A 20,200-nucleotide genomic window follows, 5' to 3' on the forward strand; every position below is an offset into this window, starting at 1 on the left:
AGGCAGGCAGGCAGGCAGGCAGGCAGGCAGGCAGGCAGGCAGCGAATGATGCGGGTGGGAGCACTGGCGCTGAATCCCGCTCCGCACCGCACCTGCCACGACGCCGGCACTCGACGCGGGTGTCGGCCCCTACTGAATTTCAGCTCACGTCTGCTTGATAGTCACTGAAGGCCATTGGTGTTGCATACCTTCTGCCAATAAGACTAGTGTGGAGTGTGCAGTGATCTGATTCGTGTCGAAGGTTGGAGGTTCACGGTGACGTCACGAAGCACGGCCGGCCGGGCAGACTCACCGACGGTGATGCCTCTGCTGGAGGACGACTTCGGGTTCTCGATCGGCGTGGTCTTCCGCGCCTACGCAAGATCTGTCGAAGCGGCCGTCTCGAAGCTCACCGGCGGCCCGCGAGGCTACTTCATCCTTGCGGCCGCAGTTCGAGGAGAGGCGTACAGTCAACGGTTCCTCGCCGACCGACTGGGCGTTGACCGGACCATGATGACCTACCTGCTGGACGACCTGGAAGAAGCCGACCTGGTCGAACGCAAGCCGGACCCGGCGGACCGCAGGAGTCGACGCATTGTGGCCACCTCGCGCGGCGCAGAGTTGTACAAGGTGCTGCATGCGGAGGTCAGCGAGATCGATGGGCTGTTGCTGTCCGCTCTGCCCGATGAGTCACAGGCCGCGTTCCGGGAGATGATGTACGCGGTCGCGCGCAAGGTCACGGCGAACGAGCAAACCGAAACCGGCGAGAGCGCAGCGGAGTCGGCTGGTACCGAGAAAGCCGCGCAGCCTGTCCGGCGCAGGCGCTCGCGCCCCAACGTCTGACCCGTTTACTTAAAAGAGCAAGCTTTCACTCCTCTCAATCAGCCGGTGCCTGATACAGACCCTTGCCTGCGCGTCGCGCCCGAGACGTAGCGACGAGCCGGTCGAGGGTGCTCCGGACCGCGTTGATGCTGCCCGCGTTCTCGTCGCGGCCGAGAGCCTCGGCCACATCCCTGGCGCGCAGCGCCACACTTGGGTTGCGCGCCAGAACAGCGATCACCTGTTCGGTGAAGCGGCTGCCCCGTGGCGCGGACTCTGCAGGGGAAGCTGCTTCGAACTCGACCTCCCGTCCGGTCGACTCCGGTGCGGCCTCTGTGTCCTCAGGCTCTGGAGCAGGAACGACGTGCGGTCGCTCCGCACCGGTCTCCGGCGCGGCGGACTCGACGGACGGCACCGCGCTCAGCGCGGCCAGTGCTCCACGGATGGATTCGATATTGCCCGAAACGACCGCCAGGTTCGTCTGCACCAACTGCAGCTGGTTCTGCAGATCCTTCCGTTGCTCCTCAAACCGGCTCAGCTCCGACTGAAGCAGCGCGGTCGCCGTCTCGATGCTGTTTGCCGCCGAGGATGGCGCTGACATATGTACTCCTGCTCCTGAGATGACCGTCGGTGTGATCGAAACGAGTGTCGCCGCAGAGCATCACTTGGACGGTCTCGGGTATCTCCACCGCACATGAGCATACGTCGGGGCAATCAGGCCATTGAACAGGTGTACACCTCGTCAGCGGCTCATTGCTCCGGCAGCTCTGATCACCGGACTGCCCGCAACCGACCGGTTGCTCCCCCGTGGGGCCCCGACTGCAGCGGTGCCGCCGGCCGTGGGGCGTCCTGTACAGCAGGCCGGTTCCAGCAAGAGCACTTCATGCACGAAGTGGTGTGCCCGTTCTGCGGTGCGAGTTGCTCAGGATCGCAACCGCGAGGGACTCGCGGGCCATCTGCATTGCAGTCACTCACCACCGATGTCTGGGCCAGCCCCACCCTGGCCATGTCTGTCAGGAAAAACATGAAGGGTAGCCAAGCCCGGATTCGCTGGGGATCGCTCCCTCCCACCACCGCTGACCGGCTGTGCTCGGTCGGCACAGAAGCGACGTCCATCTTGCGTGCCGCGCGCGGAATCGGCTGTGCCGTCTGTCCCGCTATCACGGCGTCGGTGGAATGTTGAAGTTCTGATTGGACACCTCGTGCGGATCCCATTCAGCCTTGAGCCGGCGCAGGCGGGTAAGAACCGGCTCCGGAAATGCATCAAGCAACCGCGCGGGATCGGTGCCCGTCTCGAAACCCAGTACATGCCGTTCAGCAGTGGATAGAGCCTGCCCCAATGTTCCTCGAGACGAGGCGCCTTGGTCGGGGCTGTCGCAGCGAGTACGGAGAAGTGCTGGGTGCGGTGCGCTCATGCCATACGGTCCCACGGAACATCGTGCACCGCTCCTCCCATCGACCGGAACTGCATGATCATGATGTCGCCGGACTTTATCGCCATCTCAATGTTCGCTGCGCCTGCACGGCACTCCCTGGAAACTCACCATTGCTGCGTCGTACAGGCCGGCGGTGTGGCCAGGCGCCTCGCCAGCGGCGGACTGACCAATGCCCCCGCTCGCCTCCGGCGGACGAACAGCCGCTCTGTAGCGGCGGCCCCCACGGGCCCGTCGCTGTTCGATCAGCCTGGCGCCTACCAGTCCCGAACGCCCGTGTCTGGCCGACCGGCAACTGGTCGGCCAGACGAACGGGGTGAAGCTCCTGCACGTACCTTGGATGGTCAGACGTCCGCGACGTCCCCTCGAGATGAGGCCACCACCAGTTCTTCGTGAGCCACAGGAGACGGTGCATCGGAGGCAGGAACAGTGGGCTCGGCAGTGCCCACGTTCAGTTCGGTGAGCATGGTCTTCGTGAAGCCGTAGTAGTACGTCGCGAGAAATCCCCCGACGTAGCCGACAAGCAGTCCTCCTGCGTAGATCGCGATCGATACGCCCAGACCCTTGTTCCCGTCGAGCAGAGGGAAGAGCGCCCAACCGGAGGGGCCGATCGCGGTGGAGCCGACCGCGTCACCGAGTTGGTTGAAGAAGCCCACGAACGCCCCACCGAGCGCACCGCCGACGGAGGCCGTGATGAACGGACGACCGAGGGGGAGCGATACACCGTAGATCAGCGGTTCGCCGACACCAAGGAACCCGGGCCATAGCGCGGACTTGATAGTGGTGCGGATCGAGGTGTTGTGAGGAAGGCGGAGGTAGACGGCGATCGCCGCGCCAACTTGTCCCGCACCCGCCATGGCGAGGATCGGAAGGAGGACGGTGAAGGAGTCCTGCTCGATCAGCGTGGTGTGGATGGGAATCAGTGCCTGGTGCAGACCCAGCATGACGAGCGGCAGGAAGAGCCCGCCGAGGACCAGACCAGCTCCTGCACCACCGTTGGCTAGCAGCCAGTTCGCGAAGTCACCGATGGAAGTCGAGACTTCCCCGGCCGCGAACATCAAGCCGAAAAGGGTGACCAGACCGGCGACGAGTACTGTGATGGTGGGGGTCACCAGAACGTCAACAGCTTCCGGCACCCAACGGCGGGACCACTTCTCCACCTGTACGCCGAGCAGCGCCGCCCCCAGTGCGCCCAGCACGCCGCCCTGGCCCGGGGAGAGGCTCTGGCCGAATGCCTCGACATTGGCCACGCCGGCGTAGACGATGACGGATGCGACGGCGCCGCCGAGGATCGGTGTGCCGCCGAACTCCTTCGCCGTGTTGTAGCCGACGAAGACCGCTATGAGTGCCATGAAGCCGGAGGCTATGGCGGCGAGGGCGGGGGTGACGCCCGGCAGCCACTCCATGTTGATCAGCAGGCCGTTGATGCCCGCGATGATGCCGGATCCGATGAGTGCCGGGATCAGCGGAACGAAAACGTTCGCGATCCTTCGCAGGAAAACCTTGAACGGTGTGGCGTTCCTGGCCTTGCGTTCGGCCCTCAGTGCGGCGCCCTGCGCGGCCAGCTCCTCGGCGGTGACGGGCGCAGGATCACTGGGGGCGGAGGCGGTGTCTTGAGGAGCGGTGGGGACCACCGGCGCGGCCGCGCGCTCCTTTTGGACAAGTGTCTCGAACTCTGGGGTGACCCGGGCTACGGTGCCTGGCCCCAGCACGATCTGGTAGGTGTCGTCGTCGACGACGCCCATCACCGCGGGCAGCGCCTTGAGTGCCTCCTCCTGAACCAGCGAGCGATCGCGCAGCCCCAGCCGCAGCCGGGTCATGCAATGGACGACCGAGGTGACGTTCCCGGCACCGCCGACCAGCGGAAGGATCGCGGCCGCGGTGTCGCGGTGCTTGTTGTCGTTGCTCATGGAGCGGGTGCCTTGCTGTGAGGTGGTGAGTGCGTTACGCGGCGGCGGCCTCGAGGGCCTTTCGCAGATGCCCGTGGGCGTCCTCCAGGAGACGTGCGGCGGTCGGGCCGTCAACGGAGCCAAGCAAGGAGAGGATGGCGTTCTTGACCTCACCATCGGTGGCGGCGAGAGCCTGCTCGATCGCGTTGTCAGACGCCTCGGTCGCCAGCTCGACAATGCGGTGCGAGCGTGCCCTGAGCTTCTCGTTCGAGGCACGGAGGTCGACCATCAGGTTCCCGTAGGTCTTGCCGATTCTGACCATGGTGATGGTGGAAAGCATGTTGAGAACGAGCTTTTGGGCTGTCCCCGCCTTCAGGCGGGTGGAGCCAGTGATCACCTCAGGGCCTACCACAACCTCAATGCCGTGCTCGGCGGCTGCCGCCAGTGCGCTGTCCGGATTGCACGACAGGCCTACGGTGAGTGCTCCTCCGGTGCGCGCGTACCTGACCGCTTCAACGGCGTACGGTGTGCGCCCCGAGGCGGAAATGCCGACCACGATGTCGTCCGCGCTGAGCACCAGCTGGTCCAGGTCCTGCCGGGCAAATTCCTCGGAGTCCTCCGCCCCCTCCACGGCCTTGACCACGGCGGACGGGCCGCCCGCGATGAGACCGACGACCTGGGAGGGGTCGGTGTTGAAGGTGGGCGGGCACTCGGAGGCGTCCAGTACACCCAAGCGCCCAGCCGTGCCGGCACCCGCATAGATCAGCCGGCCGCCACGGGCCATTCGCTCGGCTATGGCATCGATAGCGGTGGCGATCCGAGGCAGCTGAGCCTCGACGGCTTTGGTGACGATGGCGTCCTCGCCGTTCATGAGCCGTGCGATGTCCAGGGTGGACATACTGTCGATATCGGCCAGCTCGGGCCGATACTCCTCTGTGGCCATGGTGGCCAGCTGCGCGCGCAGTTGGCCATGTCCGGGGGTGGTGTCAGCGGTGGAAGTCATCAGAAGTACTGCCTTCGCGTGCGGGAGCGTGGTGGGGAGCATGGGTTATGGCAACGTCTGCGGCGATCGAGGGTGGTCTGGCGACTCGCGTCTTTGCGCCGCGTGCTCCCTCGTGGACAGCAGCCCTACTGCTCAGGGCGGCTGGCACCGGGTGGTCCCAGAAGACACCCGGTCGGCCATAGAAGGTTTTTTTCACCTTTACCATTACCTCTGAAAGATATTTTCAGGCCTGAGATGGAGTCAAGGGGGCCCACTGATCGATGAGTCACACCACTCAACCCAACACCTCATCTCCGCCGGGGTGACACTGCCACGCTTTCAAGTCGCCCCTAGGGCCGCCGACACCGGATCCCCCTCACATCTGCCACTGCGTATGCGGTGCCGACAGGGGGGGCCAGACTGCAAGGCCTCTAGGGCCACCCACCCAACAGTCGCCAGGAGGCCGCACCCTCCGTCCGTCCGCAGCCCCAAACCGATGGGGTCGATTGGTCAACGGCCCACCTTCACTCCGAGCAGCCGCCGACCTCTCGTGAGGGGCAACACACTTAACCTGAGGGGACCCTCATGTACGCTAGCGTAGCACTTAACCTGAGGGAGCCCTCAGGTTAAGTGTCCTCGGGATCGAGCCGTCGCCGGTTCTCCTGGAGGAGGCCCACACCTGGGCGGAAGAACCCAGCACAAGCACATGGAGACTGACGATGAATACATTTGCCAAGCGGGTCTCGCTCGCGGTCGCTTCGGTAGCGATTGCAGGCGGCGCAACTCTCGCTGCCCCGGGGCACGCGATGGCAGCGTCTGGAAACCTCGGCCACCACTCGGAGACTGACGGCCGCGACGACCGACGCGCCTGGTCCGCGGACCAGGCCCACCCTGCTCTGTCCGCACAGGAACGGGACCACCGGTGGGATGAGCGACAGCGCAACAACCGGACCTGGGACAAGGTGGAGTACCGCTGGGATGGTCATCGGTTGTACCGCCTGATGGACGGCCGGTGGATCGATGTGACGCCATACCGCCACGGCGTCGTCGATCGTTGGTACGTAGACCAGTTGATCATGACCCAGCACTGAGTGTCCGTCCGGACGAGACTCGCTTGTCTGCAGGCGCCCCGGTCAGGTTGCCGGGCGGTCGTCCGCACAGCCGGCGTGCGCTGTGCCTCTCCCGCCCGGCAACAGGTGTCCGGCGAACCGATCAGAGTGACCGGAGTGAAGAACCGTGGAATCGAGCAGGACTGCTGACACAGAGCTGTCCGTGAGTTTGTTCGTGCATCCCACAGGCAGTGGGCCTTGCTGCATGCGCATGCAGTATGAGGCCCACGATCCCTATGCCGTCCGTGCGACCTTCTACCTGGACGGCAGTCCAGCCACCGCAGTGGAATGGGCTCTTAGCCGCGACGTACTGGCCGAAGGACTGAAACATCACGCCGGCCATGGCGATCTGCGGGTATGGCCGGGGACCGGCCCGGAACCGGACGTGCTGTACATCGCTCTCGGTCCGGTGTGGAAATCGGCACTAGTCGAGGCCCCTTACCGGGATGTGGAGCAATTCCTGGGCCGAACGCAGCAACTGGTCCCTCTGGGCACCGAGCATGAGCAGTTCGATATCGAGGCCGTGCTTGCCCGCCTGCTGTCGAACTGAACTGTTGCCGACAGCACCGGGCTCCCGGAGGGAGCAACTGACCGTACGATGACCGCAACTGACGATCACTGACCGGGATGCGCGACCGGCTCAGGCCGCTGATGCCGGCGGCCTGTCGGCGGGCACCGGTGGACTTGTGCCCGCCTGCCTACATTAGGACGGCACCAGCATTGGCTTGACGGAGTGTCCGGCGCATTAGAAACAGGCAGATCACTCCGCAGCGAAAACCTTGCAGATGGCGCGGTTCTTCGTATCGTCCTGTGCGCTGCCCTTCACCCCTCGCGCGATGGCGTGAAGCGGGGGCACAGGAAGAGGTGTCGCCCGCTCCGCCCGGAACCCATCGAGCATCAGCGCCAGGTGACGGCGCCAGGCCTCTGGCGCGACATCCTGGATGGCGGCCATGATGCCGCCGTGGGCCCAAATGACGAAAGCCATATCGTCCGGCGACACATCGGCCCGCAGAGTGCCCTGGCTCTGCGCGCGCTGGACGATGGTCTGCCCCAGGGTGCGAATGCGCGCCAGACGACTCTCAACGCACTCAGCCAGGGGCGTACTCATTGAGGTGAGGTCGCCTAGACCCCGGTCATCAGCTTGCAGTTCGCAGATCATCTCAAGGTACTGGGCGAAGCCTGACCACGGGTCCTCCGCCGTCGCGGCCTTCTGTGCCGCGTCCAGCCACGCATCGATCTTCTCCTCGAAGACGATCTCCGCCAACTCGAGCCGGGTGGGGAAATGACTGTAGAGCGTACCGATCGCTACGCCAGCTGCTTTGGCAATGGGCTCAAGCGGCGCCCCCATGCCCTCCCGGGCGAACGCGTCCGCCGCCGCAGCCACAATCGCCTCACGGTTGCGCTGGGCATCCCGCCGCAGGGGACGTCCTGCGCGTTTAACCGACTTCGCTCCATGCATGGACAGACACTACCAAAAGTTGAGGACCCCCTCAAGTTGCCCGAGGTGAGATCAGCCGCACACTGACAGGCCAACTCCGTGGGCGTCGAGACGCTGTGCTGTGCTGAACAAAGGATTCAGGCCTTCGCGGGGGATTGCACCGCGCTAACGCTTCGAGGGCCGGCCCGGCATCCGGGACGCAAGTGGCATCCGGACCCGTATTCCAGGGCATCCTGTTCGTGCTGCACACCGGGATCTCGTGGGAACACCTTCCTCGGGAACTCAGCTACGGCTCGGGCATGACCTGCTGGCGCCGCCTGGCGGAGTGGACCGAGGCCGACTTGTGGCCCCGAATGCACGAGTTCCTCCTCGCCAGGCTCCGCGGCGCGAACGCCCTGGCCTTCACCACCCGTCCAAGCAGCCTTCGCTGCTCGTCGATCCAATCCTCTTCAAGGTTCACGGAGACGCACGACCTGCCCGGATCCTCTACATAAACAGCGGGAGCCTCGTGCTCTTCGTTGTGCGGCTGGATCCTGATCTCAGGGCTGTGATCGTCGTCCCTCCAGCAGATGTCCTGCCCTGGGTCCAGAGCCCGGGACCAGCGCTCCAGGTCGGCAGGGCTCTGCTTACCTTCACCCACGAGGGCTCATGATGCCGAAGCAAAGCTGCAGCCACAACCAGATTGCCCCAGTCTCATTCCGTTAGGAGTTCTTACTGCCTGTTCTCTATCCGCTCGCGTGGTCGGGCAGGTTCGAACGGGGTCCTGGTTCGGGTGAGTTGTCCGGGGCGGGTGCATGAAGGAAGGGCCTCTTGGTAGCTCGCGGATGTCGAGTCCAGCGAGGAGCAAGAGGCCCTGTTGTCGAAGTGTCGCGTGGTCGTGGTCGCCGGGTCCAGTTCGTCCACTCGTGGGTGTGACTGCCTCGCTCACAGGTTCGGGAACGCTGTCGACCGGCCGCAGCGCCGGCCCCGGTACGGCTCGGACATGAGCGATGCCGAGTGGGCCGTGGTGAGGGACCTTCTGCCGGTTCCGGGCTGGCTTTCGGGCCGCGGCGGGCGTCCGGAGGGCTACTGTCACCGGCAGATGATCGATGCCGTGCGCTACCTCGTCGACAACGGCATCAAGTGGCGGGCGATGCCTGCGGACTTCCCGCCCTGGCCGCGCGTCTACGCCTTCTTCGCCCGCTGGCGGGATGCGGGACTGGTCACCGAGCTGCACGACCGGCTGCGGGAAGCCGTCCGCTCCCGTGAAGGCCGCAGCGCCGAGCCGAGCGCGGGAGTCGTGGACTCGCAGTCGGTGAAGGCGGACGCCACCGTCGCTCACACCTCACGCGGGTTCGACGCGGGCAAGAAGATCAACGGCCGCAAGCGGCACCTGCTCACCGACACGCTCGGACTTCTCCTGGCCGTGGCTGTCACACCGGCGTCCGTGACCGACCGGGACGGCGCCCGGTCCCTTCTGCCGGCGGCGGCCGGGCGCTACCGGCGGCTGGCCCGGGTCTGGGCCGACGGCGCCTACACCGGCCACCTCACCGACTGGACCAGCCAGCACCTCGGCCTCGTCCTCGACATCGTCCGCCGCAGCGAGGACGTCCGAGGCTTCCAGGCCCTGCCCCGCCGCTGGGTCGTCGAGCGGTCCTTCGCCTGGTTTCTGCGCAGCCGGCGTCTGGTGAGGGACTACGAACGACGCACCGACACCAGCGAAGCCGTCATCCGCTGGTCGATGACCGCCCTGATGAGCCGCCGCCTGGCCGCACAATCCGGTCGGCCTGCAGTCCTGACGGCAGGGTGAACCTCCCGGGCTTTGCTTCCACCAGCCAGCCCCGTTCCACCAGCCTCTTCAACCGTGCTCTGGCACCCTCGACGCGTGAGGCCGAGGCGCTGTCCCAGCCGAGCACCACGGCCGCCCGCCGGGCACCCAGCCCGTCGCTTCCGGCCCCAGCCGCGGCTGCCATCACCGCCTGGTAGTCCACCGACAGGTCTTCGACCCCGGCCGCGTTCTGCCGATGCGGCACCGCACGGCGCGGGCCCACCGGCCTCCTCCGCAACGGACCGGCGTCTGTCCCGGCCGGCTGTTCCTCCTCGGCGAGCGCTTCCAGATACTGCTCCAGGCCGATCGTCCGAAGCCTGAGAACCTCCTCGGCATCCGCCAGCCCTGCCCGCACCCGCTCCAGTTCGGCTTCGAGTTCCTCCACCCGCACGGCAGCGGCCTTCCGCCGCGCTTCCAACACCGCCCGCATCGACGGCATCCGCCACCCCCACCGACTCGATCAGCAACGAGTCGAGACTCCCGCCACAGCCGCAATCTCATGCCTGACCAGCGGAATCCGCACACCACATTCGGAAAGAGAACGGCCTCTTAGAGCTACCCGCCGTCAGTGCTTGTATAGACGGAGGCATGAGCCGCCGCGGCAGCCCTTCGCATGTTCCACTTCACCAAGGGCTGCAACGCATCGATCAGGGCTTCCCCCGTAGGTGTAAGGCTGTAGGTGATCTGGACGGGTGTGGTCGGCACCACGGTCCTCTTGATAAGTTCCTGGCGCTCGAGCTCCTTGAGCCGCTGGGAAAGCAGGCGGTCGGATATACCATCGATCACTGCCCGGTACTCACCGAATCGTCTGGCACCTTGTGCGGCAGCAACCAGGATCGAGCCCGTCCAGCGACGGCCGACGACTTCGAGAGCCTCCTGGAACCTTGGGCAAGTCTCGTCATGGATGGAACTGCGTTCAAGCTGTCGAGGCACGCGATCACTCCTTTGTTGCTTACTATACATTAGCACCTTATGGGTTATTTGTCATGGGTTAGGTGACTGCCGCAGTGTGATGACATGACCGACTACGGACACCAGCTGTCGTTCGGCTTGAGCCTCAACCCGGCGGCGGATGCTCTTGAAGAGACTCGTCGGCTCGCACGCCGGGCTGATGAAGACAGACTGGACTACCTTGCCGTCCAGGACCACCCGTACCAACCCGGATACCTGGAAACCTGGACGCTGATCAGTCACCTATCAGCGGTGACCAACCGCATCTCCTTCGTAACCGACGTGGCCGACCTCCAGCTGCGCCCTCCGACCATGCTCGCCAAGGCCGCCGCCTCCCTGGGCATCCTCACAGATGGCCGCATCCAGCTCGGAGTCGGCGGCGGCGCCTTCGCCGACGCGATCGCTTCGATGGGCGGCCTGCCCCGGCGCGGCGCGCAGATGGTCGCCTTCACCGAGGAGTCCCTCCACCTCATGCACCAGGCTCTGGCCGGTGGCGTGGTAAGGATGCAGACCCCCCACCATGCCGTGACGGGATACCGTGCCGGCCCGGTGGCGTCCACACCGGTGCAGCTGTGGCTGGGCGCCCAGAAGCCGAAGATGCTCAACGTGACGGGCCGGGCGGCCGACGGATGGATCTCCCCGCTGAACATCTACGTACCTCCCGAGGAGGTACCCGCGCGCCAGCAGATCATCGACGAGGCGGCCACGGCCGCCGGGCGCGATCCGCGATCCATCCGGCGCATCTACAACGTCATCGGGACCATCGGGGCGCACGGCGCCGGTCAGGGGCTCGTCGGAGACGTCCAGGTGTGGGTGGACACCCTCAGCGACTGGGCTCTGCGACTGGGCTTCGACACCTTCATCTTCTGGCCCACGGGGGACGCGGAGAACCAGCTCGAACTCTTCACCTCACACGTCGTACCCGCCGTGCGTGCACGCGTCGCAGCCGTGAGGGGACAACGATGAATCGGGAACTCGCCACCGTGTCGGCCGCACTGTCCGGCAAGTTGATCACCCCCGACGACAGTAGCTACAGGGAGTACCGCTCCACGTACACCACCGTGGGCAGCCCCGCCGTCGTCGCCGTCCCCGAATCCGCCGGTGACGTCGCCGCCGCCCTGCTCATGGCTCGGGAGCGCGGGCTTCCTCTCGCGGTGCGCAGTGGCGGGCACGGACTGTCCGGCAGTGGCACCAACAGCGAGGGCATGGTCATTGATCTCCGGCGGATGAACAAGATCACGGTACTCAACCGCAGGAAGCGTCTGGTGCGGGTTGAGGCCGGGGCCCGGTGGGCGCAGGTAGCAGAGGCCCTGAGTCCGCACGGCCTGGCCATCAGCTCCGGTGACCACGGCAATGTCGGTGTCGGCGGGCTGGCCACGGGCGGTGGCGTCGGATGGCTCGTCCGGAGCTTCGGACTGACTGTGGACCGCATACGCGCCGTCGAGGTGATGCTTGCCGACGGTTCGGCCGTGCGCGCCGATGCCTCCAACGAGCCTGACCTCCTGTGGGTGATGCGCGGTGCGGGAGCAGGCGCGGGTATCGCCCTGGCCTTCGAGTTCGAGGCCATCGAGCTGCGCAACGTGGGAGTCGCGCAGCTCATCGCACGGGTCGATCCCGCGGGCCATGTGCTCCAGCGCCTGGACGCGGCTCTAAAGGACGCCCCGCGGGAGCTCACGACCGCTCTCATGCTGTCCTCACAGGACTTCGTGACGAGTGCCTTCATCACAGCGGTTGTGGCCACGGACGATGAGCACGTCATCCGACGTTCGATCGAACCGCTTCTCAGCATCGGTGACGTGGCACTCCAGCAGGCCGGGATCACCCCCTACACGAACCTGGTGCCGCGTCAGCACATGCACTCCAATATGGGGCAGATGCGCTCCTCTACGACGAACGGCCTGATCACTGACCTCACACCCGCCGCTGCCCGTGCGATCGTCGACATGGCGAGCGGTCCCACTCCCGCGCACATCCAGATGCGGTCGCTCGGTGGCGCCGTGTCCGACGTCGATCCCGCGGCTACTGCGTTCCCCCACCGGCATCAGCGGTCCCTCGTCATCGCCTCCACCTTTCCCCCTTACGGCCACGAAGCCCTGGGCCGGGCATGGGAGCCGGTGGCGCAACATACAGAAGGGGCGTACGTAAACTTTGTGAGCAACCCAGACAAGGCCACGTTCGACCAGATCTACCCAGGGCCCACCGGTACCCGCGTCGCCGAGCTGTGGAAGCGCTACGACCCCGAGGGCATGCTGCGTCCAGGTAACTGACCACGGAGCAACCCTCGTCGCCGAGTGCTGCCAGCAGACGAGCGCTGTGGCTTTTGTATCGACGGGGTTCTTACCCCCGGAACACCAGCATGACGTCGGCAGCCCGCACAAGCGGAAGGGCGCAGCCATCCGTCCGTGTCCCCGCCGCGCCACTTGATGCCGTGCGGTGTGCCGGAACCGATCGGGAAGGGAGGGCCCCGGCCGAGTACGGGGGGAACTCGACCGGGGCCCGGATCACGGGGTGGGCACATCACTGACGCACCACGCAAATCGCGTTGGCTCGCAGCTGGGCACTGGATCAGCGGCTACGGCTGATCATGTTGTAGACACTAACATGCCGGTGTGACCTCCCTCTGCGAGCACACTGCTTCCGTAGTGTCATCGGTGTCAGTGGTGTTACGCACGACAGTGATAGTTACTCCTCACCACTGATGCGGTCGTTCCCTGCCGGCCACGGTGGTCCGTGGTTTCCACGGGGCACTGCTTAGGCGCAACGATCTTCTGGTCAAGGGATCGACGTGCGTGCACCAGGTGGCTATTGTGTCGGTGGTACACCGGAAAGCCCATGTGGCCCCGTACCGGCAGCCACGGGCCGTGCGCTCAATGGGGGGACGTCTACGCTTCGTGGGAGGCCACACGTCCGCCCACTCACGACTGGCCGATGACGTGCGTTTCTGCCGCGATGAACGCGGGCCATGATGTCGGTGTGGTGAATCAAACCACACCCGAACAGCAGGGCATGGGACTGCGTACGGTATGTGTTCTGACGCCCGGCCTGCTGCCGATCGACTTCGGCTGGACTCGGCAGCGTGCGCTGACCCTGCCGCGTCTGCGCACCGCCGCCGTCGGGGCGGATTGCGCGAGACAGACCTGGCCGAGTCGGAGATCCGGCGGACCCCTCATCCGTTTCCGTAAGACGCTCCCGCTCGCGTGATCACGCGCACGCCGGGGACGGGGGCTTCTCTCTCCCTGCGGCACTGCGGACGATCCCACAGGCTCGCACCGTCCTACAGCGGCGTGACCCGTCACGCGAGTCTCCTCATCCACCGGTGAGGAGGCGGGAGGCCGACACGGACCCGGTAAGCCGTGCCCGGTCTGTGCTTCGACGCCAGGCCCCTACCTCGCTGCCGTTCTCCCGCTCCCCCGCTCCCCCGCCGGACCGGTACAGCGAACCGTGGGTGCCTTTATTTCCACTGACGCAGGCACCGTCGACCGGCGAGGCTGTCATCGCGTCAGGCTGCTGGAGGTGGTGGAAGTGGAGGAGCAGCTCGTCGAGCTGGCGAGCACGACCTCGCTCGCGTCCAGTAGTTCGAGATCTCGAAGGTCTCCGACTCAAGCTCCAGGATTTCGTCGGCGAGGGAGACGAGGACCGGCTTGTCAACCGTAGTGACTCCTGATGTCAACATGTCCTAGCCGTTCCCGGGGCTGTCTGGCTCTCCCATTGCGCCGGTCGCCGCTGACGCCTGCAGCCTCCCTTCGCTGGCACTTCGCTGCCCCCTGTGTCGTACTGCGAGGGCTGCCGTCGCTGATACGTCCCCTGACGGTGTTCGCACTACCGAGCCGTCCGGAGGGGAAGCACGCACTGCGGCCTGTCTTGCCGACGGAGGGCTACGACGTGGCTCGGGGTGTCGGCGGTCACGGGGTGGTCGGTGTACTCGTCAACGGCAGTGGACGGCGCGTCATGTTCAGGGTGGAGTTGGACGCATTGCCCGTGGAGGAGCAAACAGGCTTGCCGTAACCGCCGTCGGGCCGCTGGCCCAAGCCTGCGGTCACGACTTCTAGACTGCGGCCGTCTTGGGGGTCGCGATGTTACTGGCCCGCGCGAGAGCGTATTGGTGGCGAAGCTGGCCACTCGGTTCACGGCTGCGGGGCGGTGCCGCTCTGCTATTGATGGTGGGGATCGCAGCCCGCGGCAGTGGGCCCATGTGCCCGGGTCGAACGTGGCGGAGCGGCTCGCTGCTCTGCCACCCAATCACTCACCGGGCTTCGCCCCGCATCTTCCCACCGCACTGCCTGCCGCGACGTCCACGATGACCGTCGCCGCGCTGATACAGCTGAGTCCGTCCTGTAAGCCGTCGCCGCCCTAGCTGAGGCTGCGGTGTTCGCCCGGCTAGCGAGACGGTCCGAGCCGTTGCCGCCTGATCGGCTGTTCTATCTAGGAAACAGACCTGCGGACGGCCTGCCCCTGCGGGGGCAGGAGTTCGGTGTCGGCATCGAGAAGGGCCCGGTCCTGGACTGCCTCTTGGAGGGAGCGGTGAGAGGCCACGATTGACGAGCCGGCCCTGCCTGTGTGCCGACGCCGCTTGAGCAGCCGCAGTCCGACGAACATCGCCAGCGCCATGGCGGCGAGTGCAAGCGCTCCGACGGCTCCTGCCGAGTGCAGGAACTCGGTGGCCGCCGTGCCGGCGAAGTATCCAAGTCCCACGTTCCCGACCCCCCAGACCACCGACGCGAGAGTGCTGAAGAAGAAGAAGCGTCTGTAGGACATTGCGGACGCGCCTGCGGCGAATGGCAGGAAGGTACGGATGAATCCGATGAACCGCCCGGCGAACACCGCCTTCCCTCCGTGCCGCACCAGGAAGGTCTGGGCTCTTCGAAGGTGGGCATCGAGGCGGAATCGGCGGAGTCGTCCGCTGCTGGGACGTCGTCCGCACCGGCGCCCCAGCAGGTAGCCAAGGTTGTCCCCGATGATGCCACCGGTCACCACCGCCGCTGCAAGGATCACCGGGTTGAGGTCGCCTTTACCGGCCAGTGCAGCAGCGATGAGGATGGCGGTCTCGCCGGGCACCAGCAGGCCGAGGAAGGCGCTGGTCTCGCTAACCGTCACAGCGAACACCAGCAGGTATGCCCACCAGCCAGCCGATTCGATCAGGGTATCGATGTGCATTAGTGGGCCTGCCTGCCGATGCGCCGAGGAAGCATGGAACTTTCCGCTCGCTGAAATCGGGGCGAGGAGAGAAGGAATGCTGCGGCGTACCACGCCAGAAGTGGCAGGGCTCCGGCCAGGAGAGCGCTGAGGAGCCGGTTCTCCGCAGTCAGTACCGCGGAGGCGCCGATGAGGACAGCCGCCGCAAACGCACCGAGCCGCGCCCACGGCGCACGGGTGGCGGCGATCAGCGCCAAGGCCATCAGGACGTACCAGCCGGCCCGTACGCCGGGCGCCTCCAGGTAGTGGAGGGCTAGTGGTGTCTCACGCGCAGAACACCGGAATACGGCAAGGACAGCAAACCCGGCACCGCTGGACAACAGCAGAGCAAGAGCACCGCGCGTGTAGAGAGCTTGGTGTCGATGGCCCAGCCAGAGCAGAGTCAGCGCCATCAGGGGCCAGTGGGCAACACTGTGCACGCCTGACAGCACATGCGCCGCGCTCTGCCCGTACTCCCCCCATCCTGTGGGCATGTCGGTATGGCGAGAAGCGATCGCGGAAATCCAGCGGACCGCGCCGCTGGGCGTGGCGTCCCTGGTCCTGGTGAGCAACGCTGCATAGAGCAGCGCGGCACCGGCCGCCATGACCGTCATCCGCCGAAGTCGGCCTCGGACCCCGGCCCACGCTGGGTGGGGCTCCCCAGTGCGGGACTGGCGGTGAGCGCGTGCGCTGAGAGACCATCCCTGTCCGGTCGGGGAGAGTTGAGATCCGTGGGGGGCGGGGGAAGCATCGACGTGCCATTGCTGGCGTGCCTCTCGTGAGGTCGCGAATTCCTCGCCTCGCTGTTCCGTTGTGCAGGGCGGCGCGGCGCCGCCAGCGGCACATGTGGACGGGTTCACAGCACCTCCTGAGCGCTCTGGGCCGCAACGCGCGCGGCGCCGCCCCTCGCTCACGTTGAAATGACAGTTGCCTGCTCGAGCGCTGGCGCATGAGCCATGACGAGGGATGGCCCCCGTTCGTCCGCGAATACCGCGAGAACTTTTTTGAGGCCACCCTCAAGTTTGCTTGGCAAACATAACCCGAGGGTTGCCTCATTTTATTGTTAGCATCGTCACAGATGGGCGGCGGGCTCCTGCAAGGACACCCGCGGCGTACCTCGGGGTGAAGCAAGAGAATCCGCCGGAAGAGCCCCGCGCCCGTCGGTTGGCTCGCCGGATCCCGGCGGCCCGGCCGCCGGCCTTAAGGCTCTGGTCAGCGGATCATGGCCAGCCCCATATGCGAATCACTGCTGCAGACAGGGCTATGGAGAACGCACGCCTCTTGCCCTCACGAGGGCCGGGCCCGTTCGATTTCGGTTCCTGCAGAGATCGCAGGCCGAAAGTGGCTGGCCAGCCTGCACTGCCTGTGAGTCGTCCGAGGCCAAGACGTCCTTGAGCTGCTGAGACGTGCGTACATTGCCGGTTCGGTATGCGACAGGAAGGGCAGGTCATTACCTGAGAGGGGATTAGTGCATCCCCGCGGGTGACGTGTGTCACCAGCAAGGCCTAGTCGCTCGGCGCGTCTGCGCCTGCGCGGGAGCCGCGGCAACCACGGCGGCAGGTCAACGGCCCGTCGCCCGCAATCTCTGCAAGCGCCGCAACGAGGTGGAACGTCAACCGGCTCACGTGCTGCCTCGCCTTTCCGCTAGCCCCCGATCGCTGACATGGGACGGTCGGGTTGCTCGAAGTCCGGAGCGTCGAGGCCTGCGCCGGCCTTCTTTCCCCACGTGGCCACGCGCCAGATCCGGGCGATCTCCTCATCGGGAGCACCGTGGCGCAGTGCACCGCGCAGGTCGGTCTCCTCGGTGGCGAACAGACAGGTACGGATTTGGCCGTCGGCGGTCAGTCGGGTCCGGTCACAAGCACGGCAGAACGGGCGGGTCACAGAGGCAATGACGCCGACACGGTGCGGGCCTCCGTTGACGAGCCAGCGCTCGGCCGGAGCGGAGCCCCGCAGCTCCTTGTCTTCCGGAGTCAGGCAGAAGCGGCTGCGTAGAGAGATAAGAATGTCGTCTGCGGTGATCAGGCCCTCACGCTTCCAGCCGTGCTGGGCGTCGAGCGGCATCTGTTCGATGAACCGCATCTCATAGCCGTTCTCGATAGCCCAGGCCAGTAGGTCGGGGGCCTCGTCGTCATTGAGTCCTGCCATCAGCACCGCGTTGACCTTCACCGGTGTCAGTCCTGCTTCACGGGCGGCCTGGAGACCGCTGAGCACGTCGTGGTGCCGGTCTCGTCGGGTCAGGCGCTTGAAGACGTGGGGGTGCAAGGTGTCCAGTGAGACATTGACCCGGTCCATCCCGGCGCCGGCCAGCGCCATTGCGGTGCGTCGCAGGCCGATGCCGTTAGTGGTCAACGACATGCGAGGGCGCGGTTCTAGGGTTGCGCACTGTTCGACGATGCCCATCAGGCCGGGCCGCAGCAGAGGTTCGCCGCCGGTGAAGCGGACCTCGGTGATCCCCAGTTCGGTGATGGCGATCCTCACCAGCCGGACGATCTCCCCGTCGGTGAGCAGGTCCGGTTTGGCCAGCCACTGCATGCCTTCCTCCGGCATGCAGTAGGTGCACCTGAGATTGCACCGGTCAGTAAGTGACACCCGCAGGTCTGTGGCCACCCGGCCGAAGGTGTCAGTAAGCAAGCCGACCACCCCTGACAGTGAATACCTCTATAAAATTACACAATCTTCCGTTTTGCCACTCAGGGGATATATTGCATGCGCACGTCTTGTTCACCCACGGCGCCGCTCCGTCAGGCACCGTCCAGGCCGGCGGAGGAGGACCTGCCGTCGGCAGATACATGTCGCGTCAGACGGAACGTCTGCATCATGAGCCGGCTTCTGAAGTCGGGGTCTAGCGCGGAGGGGTTCGGCTTCGCGGGCCGATCTTCAGCCAGATAGCGTCCGCCCCAGGCCTCGGCGGACAGAGCCGCCTGCACCACATTCCGCGCGCCTTGCTCCACAGGCGCTCCGCCGATGTCGTACATCGCATGCAGCAGTGCCGTGTGAATGACACCTGGATGCACACTCACCGCATCGAACCGAGGTGAGGGCGCTTGATCGGCGAGCCATCGTGCGTGCGCTACGAGCCCCAGCTTGGAACGTGAGTAGGCGACGGTCGGGGTGTAGGCCGTGTGTTCCATGTTGAGGTCGTCGGGGTCCAGCGACGCCGACAGGTGCGTGGCCGAGGAGACATGGACGACGCGTCCGTGTGCGGCGCGGAGCAAAGCGGCAAGACGATCGGTCAGCAGCACGGGCGCAAGGTAGTTGGTCTGCAGGGTGAGTTCGTTGCCATCCGTACTGAGCTGCCGAGTCGGGGGGCCCGGGCGTCCTGCATTGTTGATGAGCACGTCAACCCGGTCGGTGAGGGCGGCGATCCGGTCGGCGAGGGCGCCGACCGCAGTGAGGTCGCCGAAGTCTGCCAGGACATAGTGCACCTCACTTTGCCCCAGGTCCCTGAGCTGTCCGAGGAACCGGTCCACGTTCGCGGGATGCTGAGGGCCGTGCACAATCAGCCGGGTCGCCCGTGAGGTCAGCAGACGGGCGACGGCTTCTCCGATACCGCTGGTCGCGCCCGTAAGCACCAGAGTCATGGAAACAGGACCGCCAGAAGACATTTCGGATACCGTTCAACGCAGACAGTCGGCGGCAGGGCTACCCGCGAGATCCGCAGCGTGCGGATGCCCCGCCCTGCCATGAGCCCAGCCTCGGCCGACTCCTCCAGCACCGCAAGCCCACCTCGATCCGAGATTACGAATGCATATCCAGATTTTCGGATGAATGGAGGCTGCGATGCGGTCCGGCACGGTAACAGGCATGCGCGCCGGGACCACTCACCAGCTGTACGGCGACATGCTCAGACCCGAGCCGGCTGGGCGTAGAGGCTCTTGCCTCCGCAGACGTACATCACCTGGCCGGTGACAGCACGGCTGGCGGGAGAAGCGAAGTAGTGGGCGGCCCAGGCCACGTCGGTCGGCGCGCCGATCGTTCCCATGGGCTGGGCGGTCAGGAGGCGGTCCATGACCTCCTGCGGTTCCCGGCGCAGCAGCGGGGTGTCGATCAAACCGGGGGCAAGACAGTTGACGGTGATGCCGTACTTGGCCACCTCGATGGCGAGGGACCGGGTGGCTGAGACGACCCCGCCTTTGGATGTGGCGTAGGCGAGCTGCCCGTACCAGCCGAGCCAGGCCCGGGAGGCGATATTGATGATGCGGCCGGTACGTCGAGGGATCATGGAGGTGAGCGCCGCCTGACTGCACAGGAAGACGCCGGTCTGGTTGATGGCTTGCGTCTTGTTCCACTCGTCGTCCGTGATGCGCCGTATCCCTCGGTCGATGCTGATACCGGCGTTGTTTACGAGGACGTCTACCGGGCCGAGCCGGTCCTCGACCTCGGTGAAGAGTGCGGAAACGGCTTCTCGGGAGCTGACGTCCACGGGCAGTCCCACGGCCGTCGCGCCCGTGTGAGTGATTTCGTGGGCCGTGGCCTGTGCTCGCTGTTCGTCGATGTCGGCTATCGCCACTTGCGCGCCGGCGGCGGCGAAGTCGCGGGCGATAGCGAGGCCGATGCCGCTGGCCCCGCCGGTGACGACTGCGACCTTTCCGTCGAGATTCATTGTGTCTCCTTCAGT

The 20,200-nt window shown here is 65.9% G+C and carries 18 protein-coding genes and 3 pseudogenes; 7 read left to right on the forward strand and 14 right to left on the reverse strand.

The genetic code is table 11. The features are described 5' to 3' along the window. The first annotated feature begins 300 nt into the window (after positions 1-300). Positions 301-822: a MarR family winged helix-turn-helix transcriptional regulator gene (locus F8R89_RS00190; RefSeq protein ID WP_151782137.1), complete on the forward strand. Its 522-nt coding sequence runs from the start codon at positions 301-303 to the stop codon at positions 820-822. A gap of 34 nt (positions 823-856) precedes the next feature. Here the strand turns inward: F8R89_RS00190 and F8R89_RS00195 are convergent, their stop codons facing one another. From F8R89_RS00195 to murQ, 4 genes are all read right to left on the reverse strand, one after another. Continuing rightward, positions 857-1,399, reverse strand: coding sequence for a hypothetical protein (locus F8R89_RS00195; protein ID WP_151782024.1), 543 nt, complete (start codon positions 1,397-1,399; stop codon positions 857-859). Between the two features lie 559 nt (positions 1,400-1,958). After that, positions 1,959-2,213, reverse strand: a complete 255-nt coding sequence (locus tag F8R89_RS00200; protein WP_151782025.1) for a hypothetical protein — start codon at positions 2,211-2,213, stop codon at positions 1,959-1,961. Positions 2,214-2,575: 362 nt separating this feature from the next. Beyond that, positions 2,576-4,141, reverse strand: coding sequence for a PTS transporter subunit EIIC (locus F8R89_RS00205; RefSeq protein ID WP_151782026.1), 1,566 nt, complete (start codon positions 4,139-4,141; stop codon positions 2,576-2,578). A gap of 34 nt (positions 4,142-4,175) precedes the next feature. Continuing rightward, a complete protein-coding gene (murQ, locus tag F8R89_RS00210) occupies positions 4,176-5,123 on the reverse strand; it encodes an N-acetylmuramic acid 6-phosphate etherase (RefSeq protein ID WP_151782027.1) in 948 nt (315 codons plus the stop codon). 698 nt (positions 5,124-5,821) lie between these two features. Here murQ and F8R89_RS00215 point away from each other — a divergent pair. Both F8R89_RS00215 and F8R89_RS00220 read left to right on the forward strand, forming a co-directional pair. Then, positions 5,822-6,193: a hypothetical protein gene (locus F8R89_RS00215; RefSeq protein ID WP_151782028.1), complete on the forward strand. Its 372-nt coding sequence runs from the start codon at positions 5,822-5,824 to the stop codon at positions 6,191-6,193. 223 nt (positions 6,194-6,416) lie between these two features. Beyond that, positions 6,417-6,761 carry an SsgA family sporulation/cell division regulator gene (locus tag F8R89_RS00220; protein ID WP_151782029.1) on the forward strand — a complete coding sequence of 115 codons (345 nt, stop codon included), beginning with the start codon at positions 6,417-6,419 and terminating at the stop codon, positions 6,759-6,761. A 210-nt stretch (positions 6,762-6,971) separates the two neighbouring features. Here the strand turns inward: F8R89_RS00220 and F8R89_RS00225 are convergent, their stop codons facing one another. Further along, positions 6,972-7,670, reverse strand: a complete 699-nt coding sequence (locus F8R89_RS00225; RefSeq protein ID WP_225994253.1) for a TetR/AcrR family transcriptional regulator — start codon at positions 7,668-7,670, stop codon at positions 6,972-6,974. A 206-nt stretch (positions 7,671-7,876) separates the two neighbouring features. Here F8R89_RS00225 and F8R89_RS36450 point away from each other — a divergent pair. Beyond that, a pseudogene (locus F8R89_RS36450) lies at positions 7,877-8,032 on the forward strand (transposase); the annotation flags it as partial. A 74-nt stretch (positions 8,033-8,106) separates the two neighbouring features. On the opposite strand, the pseudogene F8R89_RS37290 reads toward F8R89_RS36450, so the two are convergent. Continuing rightward, positions 8,107-8,289, reverse strand: a pseudogene (locus F8R89_RS37290) (DUF5959 family protein); the annotation flags it as partial. 342 nt (positions 8,290-8,631) lie between these two features. Between F8R89_RS37290 and F8R89_RS00240 the strand changes: the two are divergent. Further along, positions 8,632-9,438, forward strand: a complete 807-nt coding sequence (locus F8R89_RS00240; RefSeq protein ID WP_151782032.1) for an IS5 family transposase — start codon at positions 8,632-8,634, stop codon at positions 9,436-9,438. On the opposite strand, the gene F8R89_RS00245 is transcribed toward F8R89_RS00240, so the two are convergent. Together F8R89_RS00245 and F8R89_RS00250 are read right to left on the reverse strand one after the other, a co-directional pair. Further along, positions 9,356-9,895 carry a hypothetical protein gene (locus tag F8R89_RS00245; protein ID WP_151782033.1) on the reverse strand — a complete coding sequence of 180 codons (540 nt, stop codon included), beginning with the start codon at positions 9,893-9,895 and terminating at the stop codon, positions 9,356-9,358. The genes F8R89_RS00240 and F8R89_RS00245 overlap by 83 nt on opposite strands. Positions 9,896-10,011: 116 nt before the next feature. After that, positions 10,012-10,389 carry a winged helix-turn-helix transcriptional regulator gene (locus F8R89_RS00250; RefSeq protein WP_225994254.1) on the reverse strand — a complete coding sequence of 126 codons (378 nt, stop codon included), beginning with the start codon at positions 10,387-10,389 and terminating at the stop codon, positions 10,012-10,014. A gap of 84 nt (positions 10,390-10,473) precedes the next feature. Here F8R89_RS00250 and F8R89_RS00255 point away from each other — a divergent pair, with 84 nt between their 5' ends. Together F8R89_RS00255 and F8R89_RS00260 are read left to right on the forward strand one after the other, a co-directional pair. Continuing rightward, positions 10,474-11,373: an LLM class flavin-dependent oxidoreductase gene (locus F8R89_RS00255; RefSeq protein ID WP_151782035.1), complete on the forward strand. Its 900-nt coding sequence runs from the start codon at positions 10,474-10,476 to the stop codon at positions 11,371-11,373. After that, on the forward strand, positions 11,370-12,674 hold the full coding sequence (locus F8R89_RS00260) for an FAD-binding oxidoreductase (protein WP_151782036.1): 1,305 nt from the start codon (positions 11,370-11,372) through the stop codon (positions 12,672-12,674). Before F8R89_RS00255 ends, F8R89_RS00260 begins: the two co-directional genes overlap by 4 nt. Before the next feature lie 1,224 nt (positions 12,675-13,898). On the opposite strand, the pseudogene F8R89_RS36465 reads toward F8R89_RS00260, so the two are convergent. From F8R89_RS36465 to F8R89_RS00300, 6 genes and pseudogenes are all read right to left on the reverse strand, one after another. Continuing rightward, positions 13,899-14,080: pseudogene (locus tag F8R89_RS36465) on the reverse strand (thiazolylpeptide-type bacteriocin). Between the two features lie 749 nt (positions 14,081-14,829). Then, positions 14,830-15,561 (reverse strand): DedA family protein, encoded by a 732-nt coding sequence (locus tag F8R89_RS00280; RefSeq protein WP_151782037.1) that lies wholly within the window; start codon positions 15,559-15,561, stop codon positions 14,830-14,832. Next, complete coding sequence (locus F8R89_RS00285; RefSeq protein WP_151782038.1) at positions 15,561-16,193, reverse strand: hypothetical protein; 633 nt, start codon at positions 16,191-16,193, stop codon at positions 15,561-15,563. The genes F8R89_RS00280 and F8R89_RS00285 overlap by 1 nt, the downstream gene beginning before the upstream one ends. A 1,030-nt stretch (positions 16,194-17,223) precedes the next feature. After that, positions 17,224-18,213, reverse strand: a complete 990-nt coding sequence (moaA, locus tag F8R89_RS00290) for a GTP 3',8-cyclase MoaA (protein WP_151782039.1) — start codon at positions 18,211-18,213, stop codon at positions 17,224-17,226. 110 nt (positions 18,214-18,323) lie between these two features. Further along, entirely contained in the window at positions 18,324-19,163 is an 840-nt protein-coding gene (locus tag F8R89_RS00295) for an SDR family NAD(P)-dependent oxidoreductase (protein WP_151782040.1), read from the reverse strand. Positions 19,164-19,426: 263 nt separating this feature from the next. Further along, positions 19,427-20,185 (reverse strand): SDR family NAD(P)-dependent oxidoreductase, encoded by a 759-nt coding sequence (locus F8R89_RS00300; protein ID WP_151782041.1) that lies wholly within the window; start codon positions 20,183-20,185, stop codon positions 19,427-19,429. Positions 20,186-20,200 lie beyond the last annotated feature (15 nt).

It is taken from the genome of Streptomyces sp. SS1-1, assembly GCF_008973465.1.
Classification (GTDB): Bacteria; Actinomycetota; Actinomycetes; order Streptomycetales; family Streptomycetaceae; genus Streptomyces.